Below are 14,215 nucleotides of genomic sequence, written 5' to 3' on the forward strand. Positions count from 1 at the left end.
AATATTTGTTTATGCGGGCACGCTCTCGCACGGTGTCTTCCGAGCTATACGTTTGAGCAACCCCCGCAGCACCCGACCTGGCCCGACTTCGTAAAACTGCTCGATTCCGTAATCGTCAATCAATAGCCTTATAGAATCTTCCCAGCGTACCGGACTCACGACTTGGCGAATGAGCAATTCGCGGATTTCTTCAGGGTCGTCATGCGATTTGGCATCGACGTTAGAAATTACCGGTACCGCGGGAGGCTTGATATCGACCTCCTGCAATGCTTGACTCAGCCGCTCGACGGCCGGCTGCATAATCGGTGTATGAAACGCTCCCGCGACGGCCAGCGGAATGACTTTCATGGCTCCGGCTTCATCGGCCAGAGACGCGACACGCTCGCAAGCCGGGGTACTCCCAGAAACGACAATGTTACCCGGGCAAAGCAGATTCGCGATCTGCAGTACATCGTCCTGGCGTGCTTGGTCGCACAGATCGGCGACCTGTTGGCGTTCCATGCCCAGGATGCTTACCATGCCACTGGAGACTTCATCGGCTGCGTCCTGCATCGCTTGGCCGCGTTGCTGGACGAGCTTCAAGCCTGAGGCAAAATCGATCGAGCCAGCAAACACCAGTGCTGTGTATTCGCCTAAGCTCAAACCGGCAGTGGCAACGGCAGAGGAAACCGTTTCTGCGGCATCAACCTTCAACTGCTCCAGAGCAGCTAAGCTGCAAACGAACAGGGCTGGCTGGCTGTGGACTGTGGAATCTAGCTCTTCAGCCGGGCCCTCTTTGCAGAGCGTCAGCAGATCATATCCGAGAATTTCCGCCGCTTGCTCGAACAATTGACGAGCAGCAGGCAAACTCTCTGCGAGTTTCCCGCCCATGCCAACTGTTTGAGCGCCTTGGCCGGGAAATAGAAGAGCCGCTTTGGCCATAGAGAAGGTTCCCGAACGAAAGAGAAGGCCACGAACTAAATGGAACGTAGTGGACCGAGGGCCAACGCACCCCTGGAATGGGCTTGTAATACCCGCGGTCCGTTAGAAAGTTACAGCGCTGCGTAACTGAGCATGCATTGCTCAGCCAGAACTACTCGACCGATTCCACCATGGCGCGACCCATGTAATGGCCGCAAGTGCCACACACAACGTGCGTTGGGGTGGCCGTGCCACAGCGAGGACAGGGCTGCAGTTGCTTTGCCTTGAGGGCATTATGCGAACGACGCTTGCCGCTACGTGAATTGGAATGCTTACGCTTAGGGACGGCCATAGCCGGGCCTCTTCAATAACTGGGGTCAAATGAGCTTGGTCGAATCGCACAGGATACCGTGGAATTCCCCGCGACGAAAGGGGGAGCGGGCCATAGAGTGCCGTTGCATTGTGAACACATCCGTTAATCGCCAACCAGAGGCATTTGGCGGCAGAAATTGGGGTCGGTATTCGAGCAGTTACTGCCCGCGAGGCGATCAAGGTCGGCACCTAGCATACCCAAGCTTGATCGCACATCCAGTGTCATCAAAGACTTAACCCCTGCCTGCAGAAGGTGATAGGTTGCCGATGGCTGTCTTTTCCTGGAGGAAAAATGACGCTGTTCTGCTTTTATGCGACTGCTTTGCGACTGCCCGGTGCGTTAAAAAGTGAATTTGACGTGAGTTCCTAGATATGGCTATGATTGGGGCCCCCGGGAAGCTTTGCTTTCCAAGAGCCACCCCACCCCATTTTCCCTCCCTAAGTTTGCCACGGAGTCTCCCACCATGCGTGCCCCCCTGCGCCACACGGATTCCCGCCGCCGCGGTTTTACCCTCGTAGAACTCTTGGTCGTCATCGCCATCATCGGCGTCTTAGTCGGCCTGCTCCTCCCTGCCGTGCAAGCTGCTCGTGAGGCAGCCCGGCGTAACTCGTGCCAGAACAACTTGAAGCAGCAAGGGCTCGCCCTGCAGATGCACCACGATACGAAGCAGCATTATCCCAAAGGTCGCAATAGCACGACACAGTACGGTACCTCCTGGGCATTTTTCCTGCTTCCATTTATCGAACAACAGGGACTTTTCGACGCGTTCCAACCCAACGAGCGTGTTGATTCAGACGAGAATGCCGTCTCGATGCGCACTCCCATCGACATGTTCTACTGCCCAAGTCGACGCACTCCGGCGGCTGATCGCGACTTCGACAACAACGACAGTCCATCGGTCGTGCGCGGTGTTGCCGCCGGTGGTGACTTCGCAGCCAACGCAGGGTGGGATGTGAGATTTGGAATGAACGGCGTACTCACGAACGTTGAGCCAAGCGTTGTCGCCGGGCCGATCTACACCGGGTCACACATCAAAAACCGCTACATCACCGACGGACTCTCCCATACCTTCGCCTTGGGAGATCGGCATGTCCCTAGGAATCTCGATTCTCAAGAGGGCCTGGAACACCACGACGCAGGCGACACCGCCTTCTTTGCGGCAGATAATCCTCATGCCGTGTTGGCAGGCGTCAAAGACGGCCTTGCAGCCAGTGCAAATGAAAACTCCAACGAGAAATTCGGCAGCGAACACCCCGGCATCGTGCAGTTCGTCTACCTCGATGGCCACGTCAACGCGATTCCTGTCGATGCCGATATCGAAACCCTCAAACGCCTAGCCGCCTTCGGCGACGGACAAGTGGTTGGAGATGCAACTTAGCTCACGTAGCGTCCGCTGTGCGAACCGCCAATACAGAATGAATCCCCAACCAGGATCCACAAGAGCTCTCCACGACCGCTGCAACCGAATTGATAGGTCTTAGCCATCAGAGCTATTTCGCGCTTGCCGCTCACTAACATCCAACTAATGGTCCGCACAGCGGTCCCTACGCAGAGGCCCCGAGCTCTTCCGGAGGGGTCTCACCCAAATGCGCGTAACCGGCCGTGGTGAGCTTCCTTCCTCGTGGACTTCGCACCACGAGCTCTGCCCTCAGGAGAAACGGCTCGACCTCGTCGGTCAGCGTATCGGGTGCCATGTTCAGCGTATGGGCGATCGCTTCCACGCCGACAGGGCCACCGTTGAATACGCGCAGAATGGTTTCCAGGTACTTGCGATCTTGTCCGTCGAGCCCCAACGGATCGACGCCCAACATGTCGAGCGCCGCTTTGGCCACGGCAAAAGTGGCTTCGCCATCGGCCTTTGTCGTGGCGTAATCGCGAACCCAACGTAGGCGGTTATTGGCAATCCGCGGCGTGCCACGACTACACACAGCGATTTTTTGTGCCGCGTCGTCATCAATCTCCACTTTCAGCTTTTGGGCATTCCGTGTGACGATCTCGCACAACTCTTCCTGGTTGTAAAATTCCAAATGCTCTCGCACCTGAAAACGATCTCTCAGCGGTGCCGACAGCAACCCGGTACGCGTCGTAGCGCCGATGATCGTAAACGGTGGCAAGGGCATGTTTAGTGTGCGAGCATTCACCCCCTCGCCAAGCGTAATATCGATCCGAAAATCTTCCATTGCCGGATACATGAACTCTTCGACCGCCTTGGGCAGTCGATGAATCTCGTCGATGAACAGCACGGAGCCTTCCGAGGCGTTTGTCAAATACGGCAGTAGGTCCTTAGGCGCGGCCAGTGCCGCACCGCTGGCGATTTGCAACGGTACGTCCAACGCCCTGGGAATGCACATGGCGAAAGTCGTTTTCCCAAGGCCGGGCGGCCCGTCGAGTAAAATGTGCCCCAGTGGTTCCTTGCGAATTTGAGCCGCCTTGACGGCAATCATAATCCGCTCGTAGACCTCCCGCTGCCCAATCATGTCCTCCAGCCGCTTTGGCCGCAGGGCGGTATCCTCTTCTTTAGTGGTTAAGTCTTCATCCCCATCGCCACCAAACCCGCTCACGCCCGGCCGGTCAGGCGGAAGCTGGTCGTCGTCCCCAGATAGTATCGTTTCGCGAGTCATGAGTTGAATTGAGCTAAGGACTAATTAAGCAAGCCGGGGCATCCCGCCTCCAATGGAATCGCGAATAGCGTCCCCGAATGTCGATCCACCGGCACTCGTGAACACCTGTACGCTACTCCCCCACTATATCAAATCGGTCGCAGGTCATGAAAGCGTGATTCGTATCCGGCGAAAAGGGTGGCATGGACAACTTGTTGCCCTGGAATCTTGAGGGAGTGAGTGCTTCTCGCTGCCAGACCCCAGATTCTTCAGAAAACTTCGTCGTTGCGGGCATGCAGCACAAGCCTGGCAGCCACTGATTCCAGGGTAGCAAGCTACCCATGCCACCCTGACTAAATTCTTATTGTTTGAGTTAGAATGCCATCATGCTCTCTCAATCGCAACGCCACTGGATCGATCTCCGCACGCACGATGCCCGGTTTCTATTGTGGACAGCGGCGTCCATCCTGGGCCTAGGCATACTTGTCAGCTTTGCCGTCAGTGGGATTGATCCCGTGAACAACTTTGTCGCCGAATCCCTAGAGCCCGATCTGAGTCAGCCCGACGCGCCCGATCCTGAGACACCATCCCCCGGCGACCCTATACCCGAGGGGCCATCCCCTTGGGAGGAGATTGAAGGGCAGGCTCGACAGGGTGAGTGGCTCGACGTTTTTCTGGCGATTCCTAAGGCCATGGTCGAAGGCTGGCGAAGCCGCGCCTCAATAGGTCTCGCATTCCTGGTGTGCGGTTGCTGGCTTGCTTTCTCCCTGCAAGCAATCCAAACACCCAACCTGCACAGTCTCAGGTCTTGGGCTTGCTTCGTCGGGATACCCCTGGGAGTGCTAAGCATCTGGGGCACACTTTTTTTGTTGGTTTGGCAGGAGCAGTTTTGGGGACTGACAGAAAGCGAAGAGCTTGTGCCCGGCCTTCGATTCTTCATACTTGGCGTCGGCTTCCGCGAAGAGTTCAGCAAGTTCGTATGCTTCTTGCCGTTGCTTCCGTTTGTCCTATTTTCGCGAGATGAGCTCGCCGCATTCATCACGGCTGGCTGCGTTGGACTAGGCTTTGCCCTAGAAGAAAACATCGGCTATTTCACACGAGAATGGGCCACCTCGACCCTGGGACGCATGATGACAGCCGCCCCGTTGCACATGTCGCTCACCGCATTGGTCGGATTGGCTGCTTACCGCGCGTGTCGCTGGCCGAAGCAGTGGGGTGCGCACTTCTTTGGCGTCCTCGGGGCGGCCATCCTCGCCCACGGCCTGTACGACGCCTTCATCGTGCTGCCCGACTTGGTTGAATACAACATCCTCGCCTCGATCATCTTCATCCTGATCGTCTGGCAATTCTTCCGCGAGCTGAAAGAACTTCGAAAAATGCGGCGCGAGAGTTTCTCGCTATCGGCCAACTTCGTCATCTGCACGAGCACGGTGGTCGCTGCCACGCTGGTTGTGCTGAGCAGTTGGTTGGGCATTCACCTTGCCGCCAAGGTCTTGATCCCCTCGTTGATCTCGCAAGCGCTGATGGCCTACTTGTTCTTGCGTGAAATGCCTGAGTCGCTGGTCACAGTGTGAGCGACGCGTTGCAAGCGGACTATCGACGCCAACGCCGACACGAACTGAGCGACGCTCCCAGCATCAAGAGCAGTGTCGTCGTCGGCTCCGGCACATCGTGCCCTGGTGAGTCGCCACTCACGACACCGATGTCGATGCTCTTCTTCTTGATGAATGCGGTTGCTGCGTCGTCCGCGGATGTCTGCAGCGTGTTGTCGAACGTTAAACGCAGCGCCGTTACGCTTCCGTTAATTTGCAAACTACTGAGGTACGCCGCCAGATCGATGTTTGCCGCACCGCTCCAAATGACAGCAGTCCCGTCGTCACCAGGGCGGGAATACTGTCCACCGTTGGGTCCCGAACCTGTCCCCAAGATGAGATTGGTGGCCTGCGTGGCCAGATTGACAGCTGCTCCATCGACTTCGAGAACCGTCCAAATGAAGGCAGCGCCAACTGAAGCGTTTGCCTCGCGACCGGTGAGCCCACCCAAAGAGTAATCTCCCAACTCGCTGATATTGATGCTCTCGAGTCCCTTTCCGACGTTGGACCTGATAACAGTCGAAAGCTGGCTGTCGAGCGAGTCGGCAGTATTGTTCGATGATTCCGAAGAGAAACCTTGCGGATCGAGGTGCAGCGAATTCCCAATACTGATCGGCCCGCCTGTGCCCGGCATCGGTGCGAACAGCGAGGTCGCCTCGTCGTTGTTTTCTTTAACGTCCAGGAACATCACATCCGTACCTGCGATGTCACCCCAGGAAAACGTCCCCGCGCTGGCGATCGAAGGCAGGGCGCAGATCGCCATGACAGCAACCATCGTCACTCTAATCGGGAATCGACTGCTTCGCTTGTTGATACTCATTGTGTTGATACTCATAGGATGACTACTTTCGTGAGATACATTGGCGTGGCCAACAAAAAAGCCGGCATAGATGGGCGCATACTTTCCCCAAGAGGGGGGAGTATTGCGTCTATCTACACCGGCTCTGCGTTAGTTCTGACTCTTGGAAGAAGGAATCGGGGATATTCGGGAGATACCCGAGAACAATTCCAGCCTAATCAGCCCCAGTAAACAAGGCAAGTTTTTTCGCCCAATTTGGCAAAATAGCAGTGACAGATCGTTGAAAGAGCAAAGCAAATACTCTGCTTCTTTCCGACGTATTATCTAGGCTTGCGTGATCGGCTCGGAAAAAACTAACCGCTCGTCCGAATCCCTAACGTCCTATTACTTTTTCTCACTCATTCATCTGCCCCTTGATCGTGCGCTGGGTGACTTCCCACACTGCTTCCAAGTGAACAATGTAATCGGCAGGGGAGAGAAGGGCACTTCCATCGCCAATCATTTCAAAGAGCCAACCGTCACCGTACTTGTCCACGTTGATGGTTGATGGGTCAGAGAGTAGCACATCGTTGATGAGCGACAACTCACCCGCGAGCGGCGCGTAGAGCGATGCCTCCGCCTTTTGGCTTTCGATTTGGCCAATCTCCTGCCGCTCAGCCAAAGTAGCCCCTGCTTCGACTTCCCAATCAAGAAAGTAAACATCCTGCAGCAAACGCACGGCATAAGCTCCGAAGCCGAAGCGATAATTCCCACTCGCAAGCTCTTGAGCCCACAAGTGGTTCTTCGCGTAGAGCCGATCGGTGGGGAAATCCGCCTGGAACTCACCCATCATGAATGACAGGCTATTGGCTTTCGGCTGTTGGCTGTTGGCCATAATTTCTCAAGCAGCTTAACTTTTACGTAGTCTTGACAACAAAGCATTGAGCATACGCCGGGTGCTGCCGAGTTTCTCAGTGATCGTTTGATATTCCTCGTCTGGCAGAAATCCGAGATCTCTCGACAACAGCAATTGGTAGTCGACTTCGCTAGCTGAACCTTGTGACATTTGCACAAAGCGAGCAAAGTCAGCGTCGCTGCCTCGACCACACCCTTCTGCAAGATTTGACCCAATTGAACAAGAGGCGCGGCGCAATTGAGAAACCAACCCGAACCGTTCGTCGCCAGGAAATACTTTGGTGACCTCGTAAACGATCAGAGTAAACTGGTGAGCAAGTTTCCACACCTCAAGATTCCGAAAGTCTTGCATTATCCGATCCCTTACTTGCCAATAGCTAACAGCCAAGAGCTGTTTCTAGGTATATCTTACGCCCTGGTGTTCCGCCTCAAAGAACGCCGGCAGCAAACCGTCGACCCTCAGCAACCCAGCGCGAGTCAATTCGATCCGTCCGTCGGCGATTGTCACATAGCCGTTTGCCACATGCTCGTCCCAGGCCGATTGCCAGTGATCGATGATGTCCACGCCAAATTTTTCTTGGTAGTACTTAGGGTCGAGATAACCCTTTTTCATTTGCAGAATCATCTCGCGGACGAGTGCCTGATGCGGAGTGATTCTGAGGGCCCGCGACAACGGCAACTTGCCCGCCTCGAGGCTACCGCAATAGTCTTCCCACTCTGGAAGATTTTGATAATGCACCCCCGAGATATGCCCGAAGCTCGCAATGCCGGTGGCCAACAAGTCGCTTCCTTGCCAGAGGTTATCGCGATAGCTGAAGTTCACTGCTTCAGGGTCGCGCACCATCGTGTACGCACTCGACACAGCATAGCCGGCCGCTGCGAATTGATCGAACGCATAATCGACCCACTCACGCTTCTGCGGCCAATCGGCCACAGGCGTTTCGATCTCGTTGCCAAGAATATCCTTGGAGTAAACTGTATTGAACGGTAACTCCATTTGGTAAATCGTGACGCTATCCGGCTGCATGTCGAGCGCCCTAGCGACCGTGTCTTTCCACTTGTCGGTCGTATCACCAGCCATGCCGGCTATCAGATCGATATTCACATTCGGAAAGTTCGCGGCTTGGATCCACGGCCAGGCTTTGTAGATTTCTGGCGACTCGTGAGCCCGCCCGTTCGCGCTGAGGATTTCATCGTCGAAATGCTCTACACCCAGGCTCAGTCGTGTAATGCCCAGTTCGCGCAACGCATGAACCTTAGGCTCGCTCAGGGTACCCGGCTCGCACTCGAAAGTCACTTCCTCAGCCTTATCCCAACTGATGTTCGCTTCTAGGCGGTCCACCAAGCGGCGAAGCTGTTTCACGCTCAAGTATGAGGGCGTGCCACCACCGAAGTACACAAATCGAAACGGTCGGTCGCCCATCGCGGGCACTTGGCTCACTAACTCGATTTCTTTCGAGAGCGTCGCCATATAGCGTTCGATATTGTCCGCGTTCTTGTCGGTAAACACTTTGAAGTAACAGAACTTGCAGCGTTTTCTGCAAAACGGAATATGCAAATACAGCCCCAAAGGTACGTCCGCAGGCGGTGCATCGAGCGCAGCCTGCACCTCGCCCACATCCTCAGCCGACCATTGGGAGAACGGCGGATAGTTGCTAATAAAGTAACTGCCAACCTCTGTCTTCGTTGATTCTGCCATAGTTTTGTAACTCGTAATGAACGCGAAGCAAATTAGGACCACTAACTATCGCTATTTAACACTAGTATCACTGGCATCAGTGTCAATTCGCGAAAATTAGTGTTCCCAAAATAGCACTTTAATTTATTTCTATGCCAGTTTCCGCTCTACCGAAACAGTAAAGCGTTCCATCCGTGTTACCGATAACAATTCGCTCGTCTGAAACTGCCGGCGAAGCGATAAAACTACCGCCCGTGTTGAGTTGCCAGACTTCTTCACTAGATTTCAGATCGACTAAGTATAATCGCCCACGCACCGTCCCAAAGAAGGCAAACTTGCCGACGATCAAGGGAGAACTCTCCACTCGACTGCGAGTGGGAAACTCCCAAAGCGGCTCGCCTTTCTCGGGATTGATCGCATAGACTTTCTTACCTTGACTGCCGAACACGACGATGTCTTTAGTGAGAGCTGCTGCAGTGCGTACGCCGGAGCTGCGTTTCGTGTCGCGATACTTCCAGGCGATTTCCAGTGGGTCAAGTTGAACCGCAAAGAAGTTGCCATCCTCGGTACCAAAGTATGCACGACCCTTCATCACAGCAGGCGTGCAGCCCGTCGGTCCTTCGATGCTAACCGTGTCGAGCTGCTTGCCTTTCTCGACATCCACGGCATGTAGCACCCCGTCGCAACCAGCCAATAGCACGCGATTCTTCACGACCGTGGGCCAGCAACGCAGGGGCGAATCGATGGTGTACTCCCAGCGATTGTCGCCAGTCGCCTTGTCCAAAGAAAGAAGCGAGCCCCCTTCGGTAGTCACCAGCACAGCTTCGCCATGCACGTTCACCGCGGCATTGACTTCGCTCTTCGTGTCGTACTGCCAGACCTCACTACCATCTTCAGTAGAAAGACAGCGCACGATGCCGTTGTAATCACCAAGGTACAAGTGCTTGCCGGCAATTGTAGTGGCGGCAAGAAAGCCGGTATCTTCGAATCTTTTGGTCCACTTCTTCTCGCCAGTTTTCAGATCGACGGCGTGGAAAGTTCCATCGAAGTCACCAACATAGACGATACCGTTAGCGATAGCCGCCGTCCCCTCGAAGCCACCTTCCGAGTCACCGTCCTTTGCGGAATAGGTCCAGAGCTCTTCTAGCTCCGCTGGCAATTTCACCGTCACTGCGCCAGAAGCATTCGCATCGCCACGAAACACGGGCCAATCCGCGTTGGAAGTACTCTGGGTGAACAAGAGCACGCCAAGCAAGCACGCGTTAGCCATCGTCGTCCCGACGACGCTCCTGGAGAACGGCATCGGGACGTTGCGGGCTAACGCTCGTGCTAGGTGACACATCGAATTAGAACGCTTGTTCATAAAGGTTTAAGTAGTCGTTTGTAGACATTTCTACTGGATTGAAAGTGCCGGTCCACTGTTTGGCGGCTTCGACGGCAAGCTGCGGCAGCGATTCTCGCTCGACGCCACAGGAGGAAAGTGTCGTCGCGAGATTTGCATATTCCACAAGCTGCGACAAATAGTCCGCCAATTGGTCGGTGGACTCGTCCGAAGTATCGCCCGTCTCGCTCAGCAACTTATTGTAGGCAATGGCGACTCGCTCGTCGCTCGAATTGTGCCGAACCACCCAGGGCAACACGATTCCAATCGCCTCGCCATGGGTCACATCGTACTTCGCAGTGACCGGGTTCGCCAAAGCGTGAGCCGCACCCAACATTGAATTCTCAATCGCCATGCCTGCAGAACACGCGCCATGCTGCATCGCAGTCCGGGCTGTCAAATCATCCGCGTCATAGAGCACCTGCTGGAAGCCGCTCGTTAGCAAACGCCACGCCTGGAGGCTGTATCGCAAGGAGCGCTCGTTCTGTTTCTTCGTAACGAAAGTCTCTACGGCATGCGAAATGGCATCGATGCCAGTGAGCGCCGTCACCCTATCTGGCTGGGTGACCGTCAGCTCAGGATCAAGAATCGCAATGCGAAACGCCGCCCGCTTGTCGCCGCAAGCCATTTTCACGTGCGTCTCGGCATCGGAAATCAGTGCGAACGACTGGGCTTCGCTCCCTGTGCCGGCGGTCGTAGGCACCGCAATCATGGGCAGTAGGTCGCCCGTCGCCTTACCGACGCCCCAGTAGTCCTGCATGCTTCCGCCGCACGAATAGAGAAAGTTAACCCCCTTAGCACAGTCCATGCTGCTGCCGCCGCCAATTGCGATGATTGCCTGCGGCTCAAATTCTTTTGCGACCAAGACGCCAGCATCGACATGCTTGGTTGTGGGATTCTCCGCAAGACCGTCAAAGATGTGCGGCTCCAGGCCTGCCTCCTTGAGTGAAGCAACGCCCCGCTGTGTGTGCCCCACCTCCTCGATGCCCGGGTCAGAAACCACCATCACACGCGTTACCCCTAGACCGGCCGCCAGTTCGCCCAAGTCATCGAGGCAACCTGGGCCGAAGACAATCTTTGTCGGGCAGTTATAGTCAAATCCACTCATGAATAATTAGCCATGGGTGACACGGACAGCACGGATTGAACTAGTGAATCACGTAAAATACTATCCGCGACATCAGCATCTTCCGTGACTGATTCCAATTAGGTAGCAACTTGGACGGCACGGTTCTTGTACAGAAACTCGATCAAGTTTCCCTCATGCGGCTGGAGCCAATCGAGTTTTGGGGTGGGAATGGGACCAAGATTTAAGCGGTCGATCTCGGTGCTTGCTATTAGTTCTCTGCGAAAATCGTCGTCCTCGGTGATCGCCGTACAAACGAGTGAGTACTCCATCGCTTGCAACATCCTTGCCTGGGGGCATTCTACTACATTTACCAGCGGGAACATGTACTCCTTATTGCGCGACACCGATTCGTGCGAACTGTGATGCAGCACCACTGGTCGCAAGTACGCGACGGGTGGCTTCTCGACCAGCCGCTCGCCGTAGTTGGCAGTCATGTCTGTTACTTGGGAATCCTTGATGTCGCTTTCCAGTGCACCCCAAATTGCCTTGGCAGAGCCTTCAATTGTGAATGCCGCTAAGCCTGACTGGGGATCGTCCGGCGGTAGGACTTCAATCGGGCCCAACTTCTCAGCTAGGGCACTGGCGATTTCTTTTGTGTGACGCGAAGCGTAGATGCTCGACGCATTGATGCAGCTCCGCCCGCCGTTCTTGTAAACGCTGTCTACCATCAAATCGACATGCTGCTCCCAATCGTCCACGCAATCGTCGCCGAAGACGATCTTGCTGAACCCAGGTCCATGAACCTGCACCTTCGGATTGCCCGAGTACTGCTGGATCGTCTGCGGCCCGCCAAAGATCATGCTGCGACGGCAACTGGCAAGAATCGCCCCGCCGATTTCCCCACCTGCCCCCGGATACAAACTAAACGCCTCCTTGGGAATGCCCGCTTCAACCATCGCGGCGAACACGCGGTAGGGCGTCCACGGTTCGCTGCTACCCGGCTTAAGCACCAGCCCCATTTGCAAAGCAATCACTGGCAACCACAGCGTGTGAACGCCGGGCGAGTTTGATGGCAGCACCGCACCGAGCGCATCGCATTGGGCTTGGTAGCTCACCGTCACCCCGCGGTCCTCCTCCCCATACCCGCGAGCAAGGATATTGAGATCGAGCCCTCGCGTCAGACAATCGAGAATCTGCTCCAAGTTCTTCAGCACAAACGCATTCTTGGTGATGTTTGCCTCGCACATGGAGATCGGCATGCCGGTGGTTGCCGATTGCTGCTGAATGAAATCTTCGGGGGATTGTGTCGAGTCTCCGACTGTTAGCGTGCCGCTCTCGAACAACTCACCGGCAGCTTTGCACTTAGCGATCAACTCCGCCGGCGACAACGCTTGCAACGCGCGGCGAGCATTCTTGGCCTTTTTGGCGTCACGCTGAATGATGCCGCTGCCCACGGTATGCACCCGCGCAACTGGCTCGCCGGTATAAAAGTGGTTCACCTCGTCCACTTCGAGAGACTCGTAGGGAACGCCCCATCGGATTGCTGGTAGTTCGATCATAGTTTTTTGTTGGTCACAAATGGCACGGATGATCACAGATCAAAGTAGACGATGACCGCGACTATCCGTGCATATCCGCGTTTATCCGTGTCATCCGTGGCTAATAAACCCCGACCGTTGTTGCCGAGGCCAACCTGTGAAATGGTCGCACGCCACTAATTCCGTCCCAGGGATATTCTTCGTAAGGTTTTTCGCGTTCGCCCTCGTCACGTTCGAGGAAACCGGGCACGAAGAACTCTTGGGTGAGCGTCGTCAGCTTCGAGCGGCCCGTTTCGCCGTAGGGCACGAGTTCATCCGTGTTATCAAAGTCCACCACTTCCAACACGGCACGCGGTTGCGGCGCGTGGTAGGTAATTTTGTATTTATTTTCTGCGGTCACCGGTTCGCTACATGCCAGGCCCATCAGCGTGTTGCCATAAGTAGGCGTCATGTAGATGCCGCTCTCCTCAGGGGGGCCACCGAAGAGTTCTTCCACACAAAATTTGGTCCATTGCGGTGTGAATTCTGTGCCACCGCTGAAGATGCCGGTGATGCCGCACTCAGCGAGACTCGTGCCGCGTTCTTCCAGTTCTAGGCAAAGCGACTCAATGAGCTTGGGCGTGCCGAACATGCACTTCACATCGTGACCGGCGGTGAGCACGGTAATCGCCTGGTCGATGCAGTGCTTCTTATATTCCTCCAGGTGATCCATCCACCCCTTCTTGATGAGCTTCACCACCCAGCGTGGATCGAGATCGATGCAGAAGCAAATCCCTTCACGCTGCTGGGCCAAATGCTCAACAGCGAGTCGGAGCCGTCTCGGCCCTGAAGGCCCCAGCATTAACCAGTTGGCACCTTTGGGGAAATACTCGTCCGGCAGCGTGTCGCTGAAATTGGAGTAATCCGTGCGGAAGTCATCCACAGCGATACGACTCTTGGGGATGCCCGTCGTGCCACCGGTCTCGAATACGTAGACCGGTTTATCCGCTAACCCCTTTGGCACCCAACGCCGCACAGGTCCGCCGCGCAGCCACTCGTCTTCAAACTCAGGAAACTTTTTCAGATCGTCGTAGCACTTCACTTCCGTGAGTGGATCGAAATTCAGCTCGTTCTTCTTCTCAAGCCAGAAAGGGCAGCCCGTCGATTCGTGAAAATGCCACGCGACCGTTTCAACGGTATGAGCGTCTAACAATTCACGCGCCGCAACAACGGTTGCATCGGATGCAGGGGAGGACATGGGTAGCACGGCAAGGTGGGAGGTAGGAAAACGCGTGACCGCAAGGCTAGCCACTTAGTTTCCTAGAATACCGCAAGAAGCGGCGAGAAACAACGCGCTGGGCAGAGCGAGTGTCGCGATACGACCATGGCATTCCGACAGGAGCCAAGCGAGT

General features: G+C 55.4%; 13 protein-coding genes. 2 read left to right on the forward strand and 11 right to left on the reverse strand.

Features of this window, described 5'->3' with window-relative positions:
- Positions 1-9: 9 nt before the first annotated feature.
- Together fabD and rpmF are read right to left on the reverse strand one after the other, a co-directional pair.
- On the reverse strand, positions 10-921 hold the full coding sequence (fabD, locus tag HG15A2_RS18075; protein WP_145062000.1) for an ACP S-malonyltransferase: 912 nt from the start codon (positions 919-921) through the stop codon (positions 10-12).
- A gap of 151 nt (positions 922-1,072) precedes the next feature.
- Positions 1,073-1,252: a 50S ribosomal protein L32 gene (rpmF, locus tag HG15A2_RS18080; RefSeq protein ID WP_145062002.1), complete on the reverse strand. Its 180-nt coding sequence runs from the start codon at positions 1,250-1,252 to the stop codon at positions 1,073-1,075.
- Between the two features lie 484 nt (positions 1,253-1,736).
- Here rpmF and HG15A2_RS18085 point away from each other — a divergent pair, with 484 nt between their 5' ends.
- Complete coding sequence (locus HG15A2_RS18085; RefSeq protein WP_145064141.1) at positions 1,737-2,651, forward strand: DUF1559 domain-containing protein; 915 nt, start codon at positions 1,737-1,739, stop codon at positions 2,649-2,651.
- A 166-nt stretch (positions 2,652-2,817) separates the two neighbouring features.
- Here HG15A2_RS18085 and ruvB read toward each other — a convergent pair whose 3' ends face one another.
- A complete protein-coding gene (gene ruvB, locus HG15A2_RS18090) occupies positions 2,818-3,894 on the reverse strand; it encodes a Holliday junction branch migration DNA helicase RuvB (RefSeq protein WP_145062003.1) in 1,077 nt (358 codons plus the stop codon).
- A 365-nt stretch (positions 3,895-4,259) separates the two neighbouring features.
- Here ruvB and HG15A2_RS18095 point away from each other — a divergent pair, with 365 nt between their 5' ends.
- Positions 4,260-5,447 carry a PrsW family glutamic-type intramembrane protease gene (locus tag HG15A2_RS18095; RefSeq protein ID WP_145062005.1) on the forward strand — a complete coding sequence of 396 codons (1,188 nt, stop codon included), beginning with the start codon at positions 4,260-4,262 and terminating at the stop codon, positions 5,445-5,447.
- Positions 5,448-5,466: 19 nt separating this feature from the next.
- On the opposite strand, the gene HG15A2_RS18100 is transcribed toward HG15A2_RS18095, so the two are convergent.
- The 8 genes from HG15A2_RS18100 to HG15A2_RS18135 all read right to left on the reverse strand — a co-directional run bounded on the left by HG15A2_RS18100 (position 5,467) and on the right by HG15A2_RS18135 (position 14,061).
- Positions 5,467-6,300, reverse strand: coding sequence for a PEP-CTERM sorting domain-containing protein (locus HG15A2_RS18100; protein WP_145062007.1), 834 nt, complete (start codon positions 6,298-6,300; stop codon positions 5,467-5,469).
- 358 nt (positions 6,301-6,658) lie between these two features.
- Positions 6,659-7,138, reverse strand: a complete 480-nt coding sequence (locus HG15A2_RS18105) for a glycine cleavage system protein H (RefSeq protein ID WP_145062009.1) — start codon at positions 7,136-7,138, stop codon at positions 6,659-6,661.
- A 15-nt stretch (positions 7,139-7,153) separates the two neighbouring features.
- On the reverse strand, positions 7,154-7,510 hold the full coding sequence (locus tag HG15A2_RS18110; RefSeq protein WP_145062011.1) for a four helix bundle protein: 357 nt from the start codon (positions 7,508-7,510) through the stop codon (positions 7,154-7,156).
- 45 nt (positions 7,511-7,555) lie between these two features.
- A complete protein-coding gene (locus tag HG15A2_RS18115) occupies positions 7,556-8,857 on the reverse strand; it encodes a coproporphyrinogen-III oxidase family protein (protein WP_145062013.1) in 1,302 nt (433 codons plus the stop codon).
- Positions 8,858-8,975: 118 nt separating this feature from the next.
- The gene (locus HG15A2_RS18120) at positions 8,976-10,106 is read right to left on the reverse strand and encodes an outer membrane protein assembly factor BamB family protein (protein ID WP_218932072.1); all 1,131 of its coding nucleotides are present in this window, start codon (positions 10,104-10,106) and stop codon (positions 8,976-8,978) included.
- A 76-nt stretch (positions 10,107-10,182) separates the two neighbouring features.
- Positions 10,183-11,325, reverse strand: a complete 1,143-nt coding sequence (locus HG15A2_RS18125) for an iron-containing alcohol dehydrogenase (protein WP_145062017.1) — start codon at positions 11,323-11,325, stop codon at positions 10,183-10,185.
- 98 nt (positions 11,326-11,423) lie between these two features.
- Positions 11,424-12,845, reverse strand: coding sequence for an aldehyde dehydrogenase family protein (locus tag HG15A2_RS18130; RefSeq protein ID WP_145062019.1), 1,422 nt, complete (start codon positions 12,843-12,845; stop codon positions 11,424-11,426).
- Positions 12,846-12,945: 100 nt separating this feature from the next.
- Complete coding sequence (locus HG15A2_RS18135) at positions 12,946-14,061, reverse strand: phenylacetate--CoA ligase family protein (protein ID WP_145062021.1); 1,116 nt, start codon at positions 14,059-14,061, stop codon at positions 12,946-12,948.
- Positions 14,062-14,215: the final 154 nt, after the last annotated feature.

This window comes from Adhaeretor mobilis, assembly GCF_007741515.1.
Lineage (GTDB): Bacteria > Planctomycetota > Planctomycetia > Pirellulales > Lacipirellulaceae > Adhaeretor > Adhaeretor mobilis.

Bases quoted from the DNA above. Each gene is read 5' to 3' on its own strand.
- HG15A2_RS18100 (WP_145062007.1), bottom strand. From the start codon at position 6,300: ATGAGTATCAACACAATGAGTATCAACAAGCGAAGCAGTCGATTCCCG.
- rpmF (WP_145062002.1), bottom strand. From the start codon at position 1,252: ATGGCCGTCCCTAAGCGTAAGCATTCCAATTCACGTAGCGGCAAGCGT.
- fabD (WP_145062000.1), bottom strand. From the start codon at position 921: ATGGCCAAAGCGGCTCTTCTATTTCCCGGCCAAGGCGCTCAAACAGTT.
- HG15A2_RS18120 (WP_218932072.1), bottom strand. From the start codon at position 10,106: ATGGCTAACGCGTGCTTGCTTGGCGTGCTCTTGTTCACCCAGAGTACT.
- HG15A2_RS18135 (WP_145062021.1), bottom strand. From the start codon at position 14,061: ATGTCCTCCCCTGCATCCGATGCAACCGTTGTTGCGGCGCGTGAATTG.
- HG15A2_RS18130 (WP_145062019.1), bottom strand. From the start codon at position 12,845: ATGATCGAACTACCAGCAATCCGATGGGGCGTTCCCTACGAGTCTCTC.
- ruvB (WP_145062003.1), bottom strand. From the start codon at position 3,894: ATGACTCGCGAAACGATACTATCTGGGGACGACGACCAGCTTCCGCCT.
- HG15A2_RS18095 (WP_145062005.1), top strand. From the start codon at position 4,260: ATGCTCTCTCAATCGCAACGCCACTGGATCGATCTCCGCACGCACGAT.
- HG15A2_RS18105 (WP_145062009.1), bottom strand. From the start codon at position 7,138: ATGGCCAACAGCCAACAGCCGAAAGCCAATAGCCTGTCATTCATGATG.
- HG15A2_RS18115 (WP_145062013.1), bottom strand. From the start codon at position 8,857: ATGGCAGAATCAACGAAGACAGAGGTTGGCAGTTACTTTATTAGCAAC.
- HG15A2_RS18085 (WP_145064141.1), top strand. From the start codon at position 1,737: ATGCGTGCCCCCCTGCGCCACACGGATTCCCGCCGCCGCGGTTTTACC.
- HG15A2_RS18110 (WP_145062011.1), bottom strand. From the start codon at position 7,510: ATGCAAGACTTTCGGAATCTTGAGGTGTGGAAACTTGCTCACCAGTTT.
- HG15A2_RS18125 (WP_145062017.1), bottom strand. From the start codon at position 11,325: ATGAGTGGATTTGACTATAACTGCCCGACAAAGATTGTCTTCGGCCCA.